Source organism: Erythrobacter oryzae (assembly GCF_030271515.1).
Lineage (GTDB): Bacteria > Pseudomonadota > Alphaproteobacteria > Sphingomonadales > Sphingomonadaceae > Erythrobacter > Erythrobacter oryzae.
Genome location: NZ_JASCXI010000001.1, coordinates 89,617 through 105,147, shown reverse-complemented (window position 1 = coordinate 105,147; position 15,531 = coordinate 89,617). Strand labels below are relative to the sequence as shown.

Sequence of the window (15,531 nt, the reverse complement as noted above, 5' to 3'; positions counted from 1 at the left end):
TGTGGCAGCGCGCTCCGGCGCGGTCAATTCGTGATGCATCATCGCTTGTCTTCGCTTTCGGCAGGTTGAACGGGCGCTTTAGGCCCCGGCAAGGTGGGACGGGCGGGATTGGCGGGCACGAAGCGGCCGTTCTCGGCCTTCAGCAGCCCGCGATCGACCGGTGTGCCGAGGACGTCGATGTCCCACAGCGAGCGCACCATGGTCGAGAGCTGGTAGAAATTCTCCGAGCGCACGTTGACCCTGAACTGGATCGGCAGCTTGGCGAGGCGGCGCGTGACGAAGTTGCTGCTGGTGCCCGCGCCTTGGCGCACGCCGTCGAATTCGAAGCTGGTGACGATCTCGCCGTCGAGCTGCCCGCCCAGCCCCACGCGCATCTTGCGATAATCGAGCGAACGCAGCGCCGAGAAGGCGTAGTTGCCCATCGTGCCGAGGTTCTCGTAGCTGAGCTCGCCGATATAGGCGACATTGCCCCCGCCCTCGCGCGCGATCAGCACGCCGTTGTCGATCCGCCCGCGTCCGTCCTTGTCGAACACGATCGGGACGGTGCCATCGAAGATGCCGGTGGCCGAGAGGTTGCTGAGTTCCATCTGCGCGACGAACTTGGCGGCATCGAGCCCGGTGATCTCGAAGACGTAGCGGCGTTCCTCGGGCTGGCTGAAGTCCATCACCAGCGGGCGCATGGTGAGGGTGCCGCCCATGAAGGGGAAGCGCGCGTCCTCGAGAGAGAGGAGCGTGCCGTCCTTGACCTCGAACTGCACCGTGCCCGCCAGCACCTCGACCCCGGGGTTGATCGCGGCGATGCTCACGCGCTGGTCGGGCGCGGTGGTGAGGTTGAGGAGGTCGGTGAAGACCACCTCGCCCTTCAATCCGCGCACGGGGCCGAAGGCGGCGGCGAAATCGAGGCCGGTGGTGGCGAAGGTGCCCGAGCTCGTCAGGGTCTCGCCCCGCCAGTCGATCCGCCCTGTGCCGGTCACCGTGCCCTCGGCCAGCGCGACCACGCCCTTGGCGAGGCCCGAGAGGTCCTCGGGCTGGAAGCCCTTGTCGAACACCAGCGCGGGAACGGCGAGACGGGCGCTGCCGGCGGCGGTATCGAGATCGTGGGTGATCGCCACGGTGGCGACCGCGCGGCCCGATTCGCGGTGGGCGAGCCGCGCGTCGGCGGTGATGCGGTTGTCCGCGAGCCGCAGCGTCGCGCCATTGGCGACGAGCGGGGTGAAGCGGGGTTCGGGGTTCTCGGCAGTCGGGCGATCGGACAGGGTGAAGCTGGCGCCGGTGAGGCTGAGGACGCCCTCGGCGAAGGACCAACCCCCGGCGATGGCATCGAGATCGAAGGGCACCGCGGCGAGCCTTGCCGCGCCCCCCGCGAAGTCGCCGGTGATGGCCTCGCCGAAGCGGCCGGTGAGGGTCGCGGCCGAGAGGCGCACCTCGCTGTCCCCCTCGCCGATGCGCGCGGCAAGGCCCTCGAGAGCGAAGGGCTGGGGGTAGCGCAGGCTGACGCCTGTCGCGGCAAGGCTCGCCGGGGATTCGCCGAGCGTGCCCTCGAGCTTGAGCGCCCCGGTGCGCGCGGCAAGGCGCAGGTCGCGGCCATAGGTCAGCATGGGAGCGCGGCCCTCGGGGCACAGGGTCACCTGCTGCCCCGCCAGCGCCAGGCCCGAGAGCGCCAGCTTGCCGAAGCGCAGCGGGGTGCAGCGCGTGCCCACCGCCAGCCCCGCGCGTGGCGACCACGTGCCCTCGAGCGGCAGGTCGAGATCATTGACCCCGCCCCCGGGCAAATCGCCGCTCGCCTTGACGAGGCCCTCGAAGGCGAGCGCCCCGCCCGCGCCGCTGCGCAGCGTCAGGCGCGGGATCGCGAGGCGGTTTGCCCCGGCGGCGTAATCGGCCATGGCGAGCCGCGCGCTCCAGCCGCCAGCCTCCTGCGCAATCCGTCCGTTGATCGACGGCAGGCCCTCGCCGCCCGCGAGCAGATTGCCAGCGAGGCCGGTTACGCCCTGCGCGCCGAGCTTGGCATTGACCCGCGAGAGCGCCAGCACCCGCGTGCCGCTTGCGCTGGCGAGGCTGGCCTCGGGAATAATGAGCGAGACATCGCCCCCGCGATGACGGATGATGGCATCGCCGCGCAGGCTCGCCCCGGCAAGCGCCGCGCCCAGCGCCGTGCGGGTGCGGGCGACTAGCGGCGCGACCAGCGTGCCCGCCGCGCCGCGCTCGATCGCGGCAAGGCTCGCGGCGAGATCCTTGGCAGGCGCCAGCCCCGCGCCGCGCAAGCTCCCCTCCCACTGCCCGCTCGACCCGTCCACCGCACCGCGCCAGTCGCCGGTCGCCGCGAGCCGCGCGAGGCGGCCCTGCGGCGCGGCAAGGCCGGTGAGCGCCAGATCGTGCCCGAAGGCAAGGCGGCCCTCAGACCAGTCCAGCTCGGCGCTTCCGCCCAGCCCTGCCGCGCTCACATCGGCAAGGCGCGCGCCGCCACCGGTCACGCGGAAATCGGCGCTCGCCGCGTCGAAGGCGGGGGCGAGGCTCGCCCTGGTGCCGATATCGGCGCGCGCCAGTGTCGCCCCCCCGCAGGCAAGATCGGCAATCCGCAGCGGACCATCGAAGGTAGGCGCGCCGGCCTCGGTTGTGAGGCTGCCGTAAAGCGTCGCGCTCCCGGCGCGGCAATCGGCGGTGCCGATCCCCGGCGCGGTGGCGGCGAGCACCCCGGCAAAGCCGTCATCGAGCCGCCCCTTGCCCTCGAGCTTGAACCCGGCGCGCCCGAAATCGCTTGTCAGCAATCCGCGCGCGTCGGTCAGCACCACGTCGATCGCGGGCAGCGCGGGCGGCTCGGCGGAGCCGGTGAAGAGCAGCGGATCGAGCTTGCCGAGGCTCAGCTTGCCGCCCCGGTAGCTCGCGAAAACCCGCGCGCCCTCCACCGTCACGCGGCGCAGGGTCGGCCCGCTCCAGCCCACGCCGGTCTCGATCACCATACGTTTGACGGTGAGATCGGGCCGCGCGGGATCGCCGATCACGACGTTTTCGATCACCTGCTGCTGCGGCGTGAGGCTGACGATGTCGTAAGTCGCCGGCACCCCGCGCGCGCCCAGATAGTCGTCGATCACGTCGCGGGCGATTCGCTCGCGGCTCAGCCACGCGGCCCCGCCACCCACCAGCGCGAGCGCGGCGACACCCAGCAGCACGGGATTGCGCCAGCGGCGGCGCGGCCGCGCGCGCCCGCTCCCGCCGTCCTGCGGCTCCTCCACCGTCTCCGCCTCAGCCTGCCGCATCGTCTCCAACTCTTGCGCGTATCCCCTTCCAAAGGCAATGAGACACACTGTGACACACGCTTTTCCGGGGGGCCGCATTGCCGGAAGCTGAAGACAGTTTCGAATTCCTCGACGAGGCGGTGCCCGATTGGGACCCGAAGAAGGCCGCAGGCGAAGGCCACCGCGCCCGGCTGCGCGACCGGCTGCTGACCGGCGGGGCCGAGGCGCTGGCGGATTACGAGGTGCTTGAATACCTGCTCTTCGCCGCGATCCCGCGCGGCAATACCAAGCCGATGGCGAAGGCGCTGCTGGCGCAGTTCGGCAGCCTTGCAGGGGTGATGAACGCCGATCCCAAGGCCTTGCAGCGGGTGAAGGGCGTCGGCGAGAACTCGGCCGCCGCGCTGAAGGCCGTCGCCACCGCCGCGCGGCGCATGGCGCGCGGCGAGATCATGGGAAAGCCGGTGCTCGGCAGCTGGCAGGCGCTGATCGACTACCTCACCACCGACATGGCGCACCTCACTATCGAGCGGGTGCGGGTGCTCTATCTCGACACCAAGAACCGCCTGATCGAGGATCACCATGTGGGTGACGGCTCCATCGACGAGGCCGCGATCCACCCGCGCGAGGTGATCCGCCGGGCGATGGACGTGGGCGCCTCCGCCATGATCCTCGTCCACAACCACCCGAGCGGCTCGCCCGAACCCAGCCGCGCCGACATCCAGATCACCCAGCGCATCGCCGAGGCCGGGCGGCACATGGGCGTCACCGTCCACGATCACGTCATCATCGGGCGCGAGGGGCACACCAGTCTCAGGGCCAAGGGCCTGATCTGATGCAGCCAGCGCCCGCGCCGGGACCCGCTTCCGGCGGTCACCGGCCCGAGATCGACGGTCTGCGCGCGCTCGCGATCGCGCCGGTGGTGGTGCACCATGCCGCCCCGACGCTGCTGCCCGGCGGCTTTGCCGGGGTCGACGTGTTCTTCGTGATCAGCGGCTGTCTCATCACCGGCATCATTGCCGGCGAGCTGGCGAGCGGGCGCTTCACCTTGCGCGGTTTCTGGGAGCGGCGCGCGCGGCGGATCATCCCGGCGCTGGTCGCGATGCTGGCGGTGACGGCGGGCGCGGCCTGGGCAATCCTGACGCCCGAGGACTTCCTCCAGTTCGCCAAGGCGTTGCTCGCGGCATCGCTGTTCGCCTCGAACCTCCATTTCGCCCGCGACACCGGCTATTTCGATGCGGGCGAAGGCGCCCTGCCCCTGCTCCACACCTGGACGCTGGGGGTGGAGGAGCAGTTCTACCTGCTGTTCCCGCTGGTGATGCTGGGCGCATGGCGCTGGAACCGGAGCGCGCTGCTGCCGGTCGCCGCGCTGCTGGGGGCGGCGAGCCTTGCGGCCGCGCTGTGGCTCGCCCCGCGCTGGCCGCTTGCGACATTCTACCTCCTGCCGACCCGGATGTGGGAGCTGATGCTGGGCGCGGTCTGCGCGCTGCTGCCGCGCGCGCCGCGTGCCGACGGGCGGCTGGCGATGGCGGGGCTGGCGGCGATCATCGCAGGCTTTGCGCTGATCGACCCCGATGCCCCCGCACCCGGCGTGCTGTTCCTGCTGCCGACGCTGGGCACCGCGCTGGTGCTGCTGTTCTGCGGCCCCGCGACCGCCGCAGGCCGGTTGCTCTCCGCGCCCCCGCTGGTGGGGCTGGGGCTGATCTCATTCGGCCTTTACCTGTGGCACCAGCCGGTGCTGGCGCTGGCGCAATATGTGCATTTCGGCCCGCTGCCGGTCTGGGCGCTGGTGGCGGCGGTGGGCGTGTCGGTCGCGCTGGCGAGCGCATCGTGGCGCTGGATCGAACAGCCGGTGCGCCAGCGCCGCTGGCTGGCCGCCCCGGCGCTGCTGGCGGGGGCCTGTGCCGCTGCGCTGGCGCTCCCGCTCGGGGTCGGCGTGGCAGGATATGCCCGCGCGCTTCTTCCCCGCTCGGGAGCCGAGGCCGCGGCGCTTGACGGGCTGCGGCCGCGCGGCGCGCTCGATCCCGAGGTGATCCCGGCCACCGGCGCGCTCGGTTTCGTGCTCTATGGCGATAGCCACGCGGGCCAGTATTTCCCCGACGCCACGGGCCGCTTCGGCGCGGGGGCGCTGATATCGGAGAATGGCTGCCTTGCCGCCGAGGGGATCACCAACTGGAGCGCGCCCGGTGCCAAGCAGCGCGTCTGCGCCGGCCTGCCTGACCGCCTGGTCGAACTGGTGCGCACCCGCCGGATCGGCACGGTGATCTGGGCGCAGCGCTGGGACCGCGAGCTTTACGACGCGAAGTCGGGCAAGGCGCTTGGCCGCAGTTCGGGGCAGGCTGCGCCCGCGCTGGCGGCGGCCATCACCCGCACCATCGACCGCCTGCCGCCGGGCACGCGGGTGATCCTCGTCGGCAATTCGCCCACCGCATGGGCGGCAGGCCCGATCATGCAGCAGGGCTGGCTGCGCTGCCGCGCCTATCTCGGCGAGCCCTGCCCCGACAGCTACCCCGCCACCCTCGCCGAAGGGCGCGCGGTCAATCCGCTGCTGCGCGAACTGGCCATGCGCGATCCGCGCGTCACCTATGTCGATGCCGCCGCCCCGCTGTGCAGCGAGGAACGCTGCTGGCTGATCCAGAATGGCCGCCTCAATTACTGGGACGGCAGCCACATGACCCGCGCCGCCGCCGGGCGCGTGATGGGGCAGATCGCTCCGGCCGATCTTGCCTTGCCCGCCCCCCTTCCCTAGGCGCTCGCCGGAACAGCCGAACCGGAGTCGAACATGGTCCCCCGCTACGCCCGCCCCGCGATGACCGCCCTGTGGGAGCCGGAAGCGAAATATCGCATCTGGTTCGAGATCGAGGCGCACGCGACGCAGAAGCTCGCCGACCTCGGCGTTGTGCCCCAGTCGGCGGCCAAGGCTCTGTGGGACTGGTGGGCGACGAACCCGAAAATCGACGTCGAAGCCATCGACGCGATCGAGGCCGTGACGAAGCATGACGTGATCGCCTTCCTCGACTGGGTAGCGCGCGAAGTGGGCGAGGAAGCGCGCTTCATGCACCAGGGCATGACCAGCTCCGACGTGCTCGATACGACGCTGTCGGTGCAGCTGGCGCGGGCGAGCGACATCCTGCTCGCCGATCTCGATGCGCTGCTGGCCGCGATCAGGACGCGCGCGGAAGAGCACAAATACACCCCCACCATCGGCCGCAGCCACGGCATCCATGCCGAGCCGGTGACCTTCGGCCTGAAGCTCGCCGAAGCCTATGCCGAGTTCGCCCGCTGCCGGACCCGTCTGGTCGCCGCGCGCGCCGAGATCGCGACCTGCGCGATCTCGGGCGCGGTCGGGACTTTCGCGAATGTCGATCCGGCGGTCGAGGCCTATGTGGCGGAGAAGCTGGGCCTCGCGATCGAGCCGGTCTCCACGCAGGTGATCCCGCGCGATCGCCACGCGATGTATTTCGCCACCCTCGGCGTGATCGCCAGCAGCATCGAGCGCCTCGCGACCGAAATCCGCCACTTGCAGCGCACCGAAGTTCTGGAAGCCGAGGAATATTTCTCCCCCGGCCAGAAGGGCTCCTCAGCGATGCCGCACAAGCGCAATCCGGTGCTGACCGAGAACCTCACCGGCCTCGCCCGCGTTGTGCGCAGCGCCGTCACCCCGGCGCTCGAGAACGTCGCGCTGTGGCACGAGCGCGACATCTCGCACTCCTCGGTCGAGCGCTATATCGGCCCGGATGCGACCATCACGCTGGACTTCGCTCTCGCCCGCCTGACCGGCGTGGTCGAGAAGCTGCTGGTCTATCCGGCGCGCATGGAGAAGAACATGAACCGCATGGGCGGGCTGATCCATTCGCAGCGCGTGCTGCTGGCGCTGACGCAGGCGGGGCTGACCCGCGACGAGAGCTACCGCCTCGTCCAGAGGAACGCGATGAAGGTGTGGGAATCGGACGGCGCGCTGTCGCTGCTCGATCTGCTCAAGGCCGACCCCGAGGTAACCGCTGCGCTCACGCCGGAGCAGCTCGAGGAGAAGTTCGACCTCGGCTACCACTTCAAGCACGTCGACACGATCTTCGCGCGGGTGTTCGGTTGAGCCGCGCGGCGCTGGACTCGTAAGCCGAATGGCTTAGGTTCGGCGGCTTCGGGGGCCAAAGGGAGCAATAACCTTCGTGAAAGTCCTTCGCACTATCATCTGGGTTCTGGCCGCGCTCGGCTTTCTGGTGTTCGCCATCTACAACTGGCAGCCGGTCGAACTGCGGCTTTGGCAGAACCTCGTGCTTGAGACCAAGGTTCCGGTGCTGGCGCTGCTCGCCTTCACCGCCGGGTTCCTGCCGATGTGGGCGGTGCACCGCAGCGTGGTGTGGAGCCTGAACCGCCGCCTGCGCACGCTCGAGAATTCCTTGAAGAACACCGCCATGGCCCACCGCGCCGACACGGGCGCGGCACCGGTCACCCCGCCGCTGGCGGACAGCCCTGTGGACAAGCCCGGGAAAAGCGGGGGAGAAGGCGCCGAGCCCTTCGACATTTCAGACGCAGACGCCGGTTCGGCAGGCGATGGCGGGAGCGGCGGCGAATGAGCAATCCGATCTATCTGGCGCTGGACGTGCCGCAGCTCGAACCCGCCAAGGCGCTGGTCGAGAAGGTCAAGGCGCATATCGGCGGGGTCAAACTCGGCCTCGAATTCTTCTGCGCCCACGGCGCGCACGGCGTGCACGAGATCGCCCACTGCGGGCTGCCGATCTTCCTCGACCTCAAGTTCCACGACATCCCCAACACCGTCGCCGCCGCGATGCAGGCGATCCATGTCTACGAACCTGCGATCGTCACCGTCCATGCCAGCGGCGGACGCGCGATGATGGAGGACGCCAAGGCCGCTGCCGCCGCGGGCACCAAGGTGGTCGCGGTGACGATGCTCACCAGCCTCGATGCGAACGACCTCACCGCGACCGGCGTCTATGGCAGCGCCGAGACGCAGGTGATGCGCCTTGCCGAGCTCGCCCATGCGGCGGGGCTCGACGGGATCGTGTGCTCGGGGCAGGAAGTGGGCATGGTCAGGAAGGCATGGAAGGACGGCTTCTTCGTCGTGCCCGGCCTGCGCCCCGCCGGAAACGGCACCGGCGACCAGAAGCGCGTCGTCACCCCCCGCGCCGCGCGCGACAACGGCGCGAGCGTCCTCGTCATCGGTCGCCCGATCAGCCGCGCGGAAGACCCGGCAGCAGCGGCGCGGGCGATCGAGGCGACGCTTTAGGGGGTGGCCCGGGTGGCGGACGCGGCGACCCCAAACCTGCCCGCCCGCGATTTCGGCGCGACGGCGGCGTTCTACGCCAAGCTCGGCTTCGAGGAGGATTACCGCTCCGATGGGTGGATGATCCTCTCGCGCGGCGACCTGACGCTCGAATTCTTCCCCTACCCCGATCTCGATCCCTTCCAGTCGTCCTTCAGCTGCTGCTTAAGGCTCGACGATTTGGGCGCGATGATGGCGCTGGTCGAAGCCAGCGGCGTGCCCGATGCGCGCCGCGGCATCCCGCGCTATCACCCCGCCGCGCCCGATCCGAGCGGGCTCACCATCGCCTATCTGATCGACCCCGACGGAACGCTGCTGCGCCTGATCCAGAACGACTGACCATGACCGACACGCTCGCCATCGCCGCCGCCACCCCTGCCGACGCGCCCGCATTGAAGGACCTGCTCGAAGCCGCCTATCGCGGCGATTCGGCGCGTCAGGGATGGAACCACGAGGCCGACATCCTCGACGATGAACGCATCGGCATCGAAGAGCTCGACGCGCTGCTCGCCGATCCGGCGGTGACGATCCTCACCGCGCGCGATGCCGAAGCGCTGATCGGCTGCGTCGCGGTGACGCGCAAGGACGACGCGCTCGGCTATCTCGGGATGCTCTGCGTCTTGCCGACCCTCCAGTCGGGTGGCTTGGGCCGCAAGCTGCTCGATGCGGCGGAGGACCACGGCCGCGCTATCGGCATCGCCCGCATGGAGATGACCGTGATCGACAGCCGCGAGAGCCTGATCGGGTGGTATGTCCGGCGCGGCTATGCCTTCACCGGTGAGACCCGACCTTTTCACGAACTGCGCCCGGCCGATGCCGCAACCGGCCCGCAGATCACCTTCGTGGTGCTGGAAAAGGCGCTCTAGCCCGCGGTCTCCTCGGTCAGCTTCTTCATGTCCTCGGGGCTGAGGTCGAGCAGCGGCGAGGTGACGTTCCAGTTGAGCAGCTCCATGTCCTTGCCCGAGCCGGTAAAGACATAGGTCTCGGTCGCCTCGCCGCGTTCGAAGCGGGTCTGCATCACGATCGTGGTGGTGGTGGTGCCGTTGTTGAAGCCGGTGTTGAAGCCCGTTTGCTTGGTCGATTCGATCTTGCCGAGCCGCTTTGCGAACAGCGTCATCAGCCCCTCGACCTGTTCTTCGGTCACGACCTTGCGGAATTCCGCCCCGCTTGCCTCGCGGAAGCCCCTGGCATCGCCCGCGCCGTAGAGCGCGTGGAACTTGTCGATCTGGCCGCGCGCATCCTCGACCTGCGCGCCCGGATTGCAGGCGGCGAGCGCGAGGGCGAAGGCGGCGGCGAGGAACATGCGGAATTTCATGGGCGACCCCTTCCCTGTTGTGCCCGCGAGACTGCCGCGCTGTGCCCGCGCGATCAAGCACTTCGCGCTTCACGCCGCGCGCGCGGCGGCGTAAGGCCCGCCGCATGGCTGGCACGCTCGTCAAGATCTGCGGGTTGAAGACCCCGGAAACCCTCGCCGCGGCGGTCGGCGCGGGGGCGAGTCATGTCGGCTTTGTCCATTTTGCCAAGAGCCCGCGCCATCTCGGCCTTGCCGAAGCAGCGGCGCTGCGGCGGCAGGTGCCGGGGCACGTCAAGGCGGTGCTGCTGCTGGTGAACCCCGATGCCGCACTGCTGGCCGAGGCGGTGCGCACCATCGCGCCCGACGTCGTCCAGTTCCACGGCGCCGAGACCCCCGACACCCTCGCCCGCTTCCGCGCCGAGACGGGACGCGAGGCATGGCGCGCGCTGGCCGTGCGTGATGCCGAGAGCCTCGCCAAGGTCGCGGCCTTCCGCGGTGCGGCAGACCGCGTGCTGCTCGATGCCCCCGCAAGCGCGCTGCCCGGCGGCAATGGCACGGCCTTCGACTGGAGCCTGCTCTCCGGCTGGCACGCCCCGCTCGCCTGGGGCCTTGCGGGCGGGCTCACCCCCGCCAATGTCGCCGAGGCCATCCGCCTTACCGGCGCGCCCTTGGTCGACACCTCCTCCGGTGTCGAGCGCGGCCCGGGCATCAAGGACGTGGACAAGATCGCCGCCTTCTGCAAAGCCGCGCGGCTATGAACACGCCCCTCAACTCCTTCCGCAACCTGCCGGACGAACGCGGCCATTTCGGCCAGTTCGGCGGGCGCTATGTCGCCGAGACGCTGATGCCGCTGGTGCTCGATCTCGAGCGCGAATATCGCAAGGCGCAAGCCGACCCGGCGTTTCAGGCGGAGTTCGACGATCTGCTCGAGCACTACGTTGGCCGCCCGAGCCCGCTCTATTTCGCGCCGCGCCTCACGGAAGAACTCGGCGGCGCGCAGGTGTGGTTCAAGCGCGACGAGCTCAATCACACCGGCGCGCACAAGATCAACAACTGCATCGGCCAGATCCTGCTCGCGATCCGGATGGGCAAGACCCGCATCATCGCCGAGACCGGCGCGGGCCAGCACGGGGTGGCGACCGCGACGGTCTGCGCGCGCTTTGGCCTGCCATGTGTGATCTACATGGGCGCCGAGGACGTGAAGCGCCAGTCGCCCAATGTGTTCCGCATGAAGCTGCTGGGCGCCGAGGTGATCCCCGTCACCAGCGGCGGGGCGACCTTGAAGGACGCGATGAACGAGGGCCTGCGCGACTGGGTCGCCAATGTCCACGACACCTTCTACATCATCGGCACCGCGGCAGGCCCGCACCCCTACCCCGAGATGGTCCGCAACTTCCAGAGCGTGATCGGCAAGGAAGCCCGCGCCCAGATGCTCGCGCGGACGGGACGCCTGCCCGATCTGCTGGTCGCGGCGATCGGCGGCGGGTCGAACGCGCTGGGGCTGTTCCATCCCTTCCTCGATGACCCGAGCGTGAAGATGCTCGGCGTCGAAGCGGCAGGCCACGGCCTTGATGGCGACGAACACGCCGCGAGCCTCCTCGGCGGCTCCCCCGGCGTGCTCCACGGCAACCGCACCTATCTGTTGCAGGACGCGGACGGTCAGATCACCGAGGGCCACTCGATCAGCGCCGGTCTCGATTACCCCGGGATCGGGCCGGAGCACGCGTGGCTCAAGGAGAGCGGCCGCGTCGATTACACCGCCGTCACCGACGAGGAGGCGCTGGACGCCTTCCAGCTGCTCTGCGCGACCGAGGGGATCATCCCCGCGCTGGAGCCTTCGCACGCGATTGCGGCGGTGAAGAAGGTCGCGCCGACCATGCCCAAGGACAGCATCATCCTCGCCAACCTGTGCGGTCGCGGCGACAAGGACATCTTCACGGTCGCGGAGCGTCTGGGGGTGGAGCTTTGAAGCGACTTGGGGACATCGGCACAATCCTGTTTTTCCTGGGATGGGTGCCGGCCCTGATCCTGCGCTATGCACTGCCTCAGCCATCGGCGGCTTTCTTCGTTCCGGCAGCCATTGCCGGGACTGGTGCGCTCATGGTTGTGGTCAGCGGTGCAGCCCGCTTGATGACGGGGGCTGTCCAGATTCGTCCGTTGGAGGCGATGAAGCGCGCGCCTCTTCTGATCGCTTTCATGGTCGCCACGACCTTGCTGGCTCGCCTCGCCCTTCCATCGTCCTTCTCGGCGATGGAGAGCGTCGGACTTGCAGCCGTCACGGCGATTGTGCTCAGTTTCTATGTCACCGCCTATCGAAAGCGCATATGACCCGCCGTAACCGCTTCCAGTGGGCAGGCGTGCTCGCCACCCTTGCAGCATGGGGCTGCTTTCAAGGCATGGAGACCCTGCCGCTTTATTCCGCCCCGTCCGAAGCGCTGTTCTACGGCGGCTATGCCCTCGTCGCCCTCGCCCTCTTCCTGTTCTTCAAAGCCTATCGCGAGCCGAAATGACCCGCCTCACCACCACCTTCGCCCAGCCCCGCCCCGCGCTCGTCTGCTTCATCACCGCAGGCGACGGCGACACGGCGGCCAATCTCGACGCGCTGGTGGAAGCCGGGGCGGATGTGATCGAGCTGGGCATGCCCTTCACCGATCCGATGGCCGATGGCCCCGCGATCCAGAGCGCCAATCTGCGCTCGCTGGGCGCGGGCACCACGACGGCGGACGTGCTGCGCTACGCCACCGACTTCCGCGCGCGGCACCCGAACGTGCCGCTGGTGCTGATGGGCTATGCCAACCCGATGGTGCGCCGCGGCCCCGAGTGGTTCGCCGAGGCGGCCGCAGCGGCAGGCGTCGACGGCGTCATCTGCGTCGACATTCCGCCCGAGGAGGACGACGCGCTCGGCCCGGCCCTGCGCGCGAAAGGCATCGCCCCGATCCGCCTCGCCACCCCCACCACCGACGCCGCGCGCCTGCCGCAGGTGCTCGAGGGGAGCGAGGGCTTCCTCTATTACGTCTCGGTTGCCGGGATCACCGGCAAGCAGCAGGCGCAGATCGCCTCGATCGAAGAGAACGTCGCGCGCATCAAGCAATCGACCGCCATCCCGGTCGCGGTCGGCTTCGGGGTGCGCACGCCCGAGCAGGCGGCGGAAATCGCCAAGGTCGCCGACGGCGTGGTGGTCGGCTCCGCGCTGGTGGAGATCTGCGGCCAGTATGGGGCCGAGGCTCCGCAGCACCTCAAGACCCTGACCAAGGCGCTCGCAGAGGCGGTGCATTCGGCCCGCTGAGGGAACTGCAACGCCATCCTGTGGATTGCTCTACTGCCCGCACATCTCGCAATAACGGGGAAACCCGGCTAAGGACTTACCCATGAACTGGTTCAACCGCGTCCGCAATTCGCTGGGCTTCTCCCAGGAGAAGAAGACCACCGAGAAAGACCTGTGGGTCAAGTGCCCCTCGTGTCAGGAGATGCTGTTCGTCGCCGATTACGAGGCGAACCTCAGCGTCTGCCCCAAGTGCGAGCATCACGGCCGTATCGGCGCCGACGCGCGGCTTGCGCTGCTGCTTGACGAAGGCTTCGAGGTGCTTCCCCTCCCCAAGGTCACCGAAGACCCGCTCCAGTTCAAGGACACCAAGAAATACACTGACCGCTTGAAGGCCGCACGCGCCGCGAACCCGCATGAGGATGCCTTCGTGGTCGGATCGGGCTTCATCGACGCGCAGCCGGCGGTGGTCGGCGTGCAGGACTTCAGCTTCATGGGCGGCTCGATGGGGATGGCCGTGGGACAGGCCTTCTGCAACGGCGCGCAGAAGGCGCTTGATCGCAAGTGCGCCTATGTCGTGGTGACGGCGGCGGGCGGCGCGCGGATGCAGGAGGGGATTCTCTCCCTGATGCAGATGCCCCGCGCGACCGTGATGACACGGCGGCTGAAGCAGGCCGGGTTGCCCTATATCGTGATCCTCTCCGACCCCACCACCGGCGGCGTCACCGCGAGCTACGCCATGCTCGGCGACATCCACATCGCCGAGCCCGGCGCGCTGATCGGCTTTGCCGGCCAGCGCGTGATCCAGGACACGATCCGCGAGCAGCTCCCCGAAGGCTTCCAGCGCGCCGAATATCTCCACAAGCACGGCATGGTCGACATGGTTGTGCCCCGCCACGAGCTGAAGGCGACGCTGGCGAGCGTGCTGGATTACCTGGCGCCTGTGAAGGCGGCGTAAGCTCTCCCCTCCCGCCTGCGGGAGGGGCCGGGAGTGGGCATGAGAGACTTCGGCAAATCCGACGACCCGCGCGTCCAGGCCCAGCTTGACCGCCTCGCCGCGCTGAGCCTGCCGCAGGGGCGCCTCGGGCTGGAGACGATCCGCGCCCTGATGGAGCGCCTCGGCAACCCCCACCGCAAGCTGCCGCCAGTGTTCCATGTCGCGGGCACCAACGGCAAGGGCTCCACCTGCGCCTTCCTGCGCGCGATGCTGGAGGCGCAAGGCTACAAAGTTCACGTCACCACCTCCCCCCACCTTGTGCGCTACAACGAGCGCATCCGGCTGGCGGGCGAGCTGATCTCGGACGAGATGCTGGCGGACGTCCTCGAAGAAGTGCTCGACGCGGGCGAGGACCTCGGCCCCAGCTTCTTCGAAGTCACCATCGCCGCCGCCTTCCTCGCCTTCAGCCGCACGCCTGCGGACGTCTGCGTGGTCGAAGTCGGCATGGGCGGGCGCTTCGATGCGACCAATGTGCTTGAGCCCGAGGCGCTCGCCGCCTGCGGGATCGCCGCGCTCGGCCTCGACCACGAACGCTTCCTCCTCGCGCCCGAGGACGGCGTGCCGACCGAGCCGATGGCGCGGATCGCCTTCGAGAAGGCCGGAATCGCCAAGCGCAGCGTGCCGCTGGTGACGATGCACGAGACCTATCCACCCGAGGCGCAAGCGGCGATCCGCGCCGTTGCGGACCGCGCCGGGGCGAAACTGCTTGAGGGCTTCGCCAATAGCTATGTCACCGGCGACGAGGTCCACTACCTGCCGGATTGGGACAACACCCTGACTCTTCGCCCCGCGTTGCCGGGCGAGCATCAAGCGGCGAACCTCGCCCTCGCCCTGTCGATGCTGCTGGTGCAGGACCGGGTGGCGATCTCGCCCGAGGCCATTGCTGCGGGCGCCAGCGCCGCCCGCTGGCCCGCCCGGATGCAGCGTCTCGGCGAGGGCCCGCTGACCGCACTCGTCAGCCAGACGGTCTGGCTCGACGGCGGGCACAACCCCAGCGCGGGCGCTGCCATCGCCGCGCATTTCGATGGGCCGCTTCACCTCGTCATCGGCATGATCGAAGGCAAGGACCCGCGCGCGATCATCGATCCGCTGGCGGGCCGCATCCGCTCGCTGACCGTGGTGCCGGTGCCCGGGCACGACCATCACCCGGTCAGCGCCTTCGGCCCCGATGCGCGGGCCGCCGCCAATATCGAGGACGCGCTGCTGCACATCCCCGGCGACGATTATCCCATCCTCATCGCAGGCTCGCTCTACCTCGCGGGCGAGGTGCTGCGGCTCAATGACGAGTTGCCGGACTGATACCACTCAGAGCATTTTCCTACACCGCAAGGGCGCGGTAGAAGCGACGCTGCTCTTTCGCATCGTAGCCCCCCCCAGAAAGCGCGCCCGGAACGCGATCAACGCCGCGCGATGTGTGAACTTCGCATTTGTGGAGCAACCCACGGGAAATAGAGCCGAATTCCT

The 15,531-nt window shown here is 69.3% G+C and carries 16 protein-coding genes; 14 read left to right on the top strand and 2 right to left on the bottom strand.

The genetic code is table 11. From position 1 onward, the window contains the following. Nucleotides 1–38: 38 nt before the first annotated feature. The gene (locus PFX90_RS00515) at nucleotides 39–3,254 is read right to left on the bottom strand and encodes an intermembrane phospholipid transport protein YdbH family protein (RefSeq protein WP_285709266.1); all 3,216 of its coding nucleotides are present in this window, start codon (nucleotides 3,252–3,254) and stop codon (nucleotides 39–41) included. Between the two features lie 77 nt (nucleotides 3,255–3,331). Here PFX90_RS00515 and radC point away from each other — a divergent pair, with 77 nt between their 5' ends. The 7 genes from radC to PFX90_RS00480 all read left to right on the top strand — a co-directional run bounded on the left by radC (nucleotide 3,332) and on the right by PFX90_RS00480 (nucleotide 9,380). Then, nucleotides 3,332–4,066, top strand: a complete 735-nt coding sequence (gene radC / locus PFX90_RS00510; protein ID WP_419180067.1) for a RadC family protein — start codon at nucleotides 3,332–3,334, stop codon at nucleotides 4,064–4,066. Then, nucleotides 4,066–5,979: an acyltransferase family protein gene (locus PFX90_RS00505; protein WP_285709261.1), complete on the top strand. Its 1,914-nt coding sequence runs from the start codon at nucleotides 4,066–4,068 to the stop codon at nucleotides 5,977–5,979. Before radC ends, PFX90_RS00505 begins: the two co-directional genes overlap by 1 nt. 33 nt (nucleotides 5,980–6,012) lie before the next feature. Continuing rightward, nucleotides 6,013–7,323, top strand: a complete 1,311-nt coding sequence (purB, locus tag PFX90_RS00500) for an adenylosuccinate lyase (RefSeq protein ID WP_285709258.1) — start codon at nucleotides 6,013–6,015, stop codon at nucleotides 7,321–7,323. Nucleotides 7,324–7,399: 76 nt separating this feature from the next. After that, complete coding sequence (locus tag PFX90_RS00495; protein ID WP_285709256.1) at nucleotides 7,400–7,807, top strand: LapA family protein; 408 nt, start codon at nucleotides 7,400–7,402, stop codon at nucleotides 7,805–7,807. Further along, complete coding sequence (gene pyrF / locus PFX90_RS00490; RefSeq protein ID WP_285709254.1) at nucleotides 7,804–8,478, top strand: orotidine-5'-phosphate decarboxylase; 675 nt, start codon at nucleotides 7,804–7,806, stop codon at nucleotides 8,476–8,478. The genes PFX90_RS00495 and pyrF overlap by 4 nt, the downstream gene beginning before the upstream one ends. 12 nt (nucleotides 8,479–8,490) lie before the next feature. Beyond that, complete coding sequence (locus PFX90_RS00485; protein ID WP_285711214.1) at nucleotides 8,491–8,853, top strand: bleomycin resistance protein; 363 nt, start codon at nucleotides 8,491–8,493, stop codon at nucleotides 8,851–8,853. Nucleotides 8,854–8,855: 2 nt separating this feature from the next. Further along, nucleotides 8,856–9,380, top strand: a complete 525-nt coding sequence (locus PFX90_RS00480) for a GNAT family N-acetyltransferase (RefSeq protein ID WP_285709252.1) — start codon at nucleotides 8,856–8,858, stop codon at nucleotides 9,378–9,380. Here PFX90_RS00480 and PFX90_RS00475 read toward each other — a convergent pair. Then, entirely contained in the window at nucleotides 9,377–9,829 is a 453-nt protein-coding gene (locus PFX90_RS00475; RefSeq protein ID WP_285709250.1) for a hypothetical protein, read from the bottom strand. The two genes, PFX90_RS00480 and PFX90_RS00475, sit on opposite strands and share 4 nt — an antisense overlap. Before the next feature lie 104 nt (nucleotides 9,830–9,933). On the opposite strand from PFX90_RS00475, the gene PFX90_RS00470 reads away from it, so the two are divergent. From PFX90_RS00470 to PFX90_RS00440, 7 genes are all read left to right on the top strand, one after another. Next, nucleotides 9,934–10,566 carry a phosphoribosylanthranilate isomerase gene (locus PFX90_RS00470; protein WP_285709247.1) on the top strand — a complete coding sequence of 211 codons (633 nt, stop codon included), beginning with the start codon at nucleotides 9,934–9,936 and terminating at the stop codon, nucleotides 10,564–10,566. Next, nucleotides 10,563–11,777 carry a tryptophan synthase subunit beta gene (trpB, locus tag PFX90_RS00465; protein ID WP_285709245.1) on the top strand — a complete coding sequence of 405 codons (1,215 nt, stop codon included), beginning with the start codon at nucleotides 10,563–10,565 and terminating at the stop codon, nucleotides 11,775–11,777. The genes PFX90_RS00470 and trpB overlap by 4 nt, the downstream gene beginning before the upstream one ends. After that, on the top strand, nucleotides 11,774–12,136 hold the full coding sequence (locus PFX90_RS00460) for a hypothetical protein (RefSeq protein WP_285709243.1): 363 nt from the start codon (nucleotides 11,774–11,776) through the stop codon (nucleotides 12,134–12,136). The genes trpB and PFX90_RS00460 overlap by 4 nt, the downstream gene beginning before the upstream one ends. Beyond that, a complete protein-coding gene (locus PFX90_RS00455) occupies nucleotides 12,133–12,318 on the top strand; it encodes a hypothetical protein (RefSeq protein ID WP_285709241.1) in 186 nt (61 codons plus the stop codon). Before PFX90_RS00460 ends, PFX90_RS00455 begins: the two co-directional genes overlap by 4 nt. Next, nucleotides 12,315–13,094 (top strand): tryptophan synthase subunit alpha, encoded by a 780-nt coding sequence (trpA, locus tag PFX90_RS00450; RefSeq protein ID WP_285709239.1) that lies wholly within the window; start codon nucleotides 12,315–12,317, stop codon nucleotides 13,092–13,094. The genes PFX90_RS00455 and trpA overlap by 4 nt, the downstream gene beginning before the upstream one ends. Nucleotides 13,095–13,176: 82 nt before the next feature. Continuing rightward, on the top strand, nucleotides 13,177–14,028 hold the full coding sequence (gene accD / locus PFX90_RS00445; RefSeq protein ID WP_285709237.1) for an acetyl-CoA carboxylase, carboxyltransferase subunit beta: 852 nt from the start codon (nucleotides 13,177–13,179) through the stop codon (nucleotides 14,026–14,028). A 39-nt stretch (nucleotides 14,029–14,067) separates the two neighbouring features. Then, the gene (locus tag PFX90_RS00440) at nucleotides 14,068–15,366 is read left to right on the top strand and encodes a bifunctional folylpolyglutamate synthase/dihydrofolate synthase (protein WP_285709234.1); all 1,299 of its coding nucleotides are present in this window, start codon (nucleotides 14,068–14,070) and stop codon (nucleotides 15,364–15,366) included. Nucleotides 15,367–15,531: the final 165 nt, after the last annotated feature.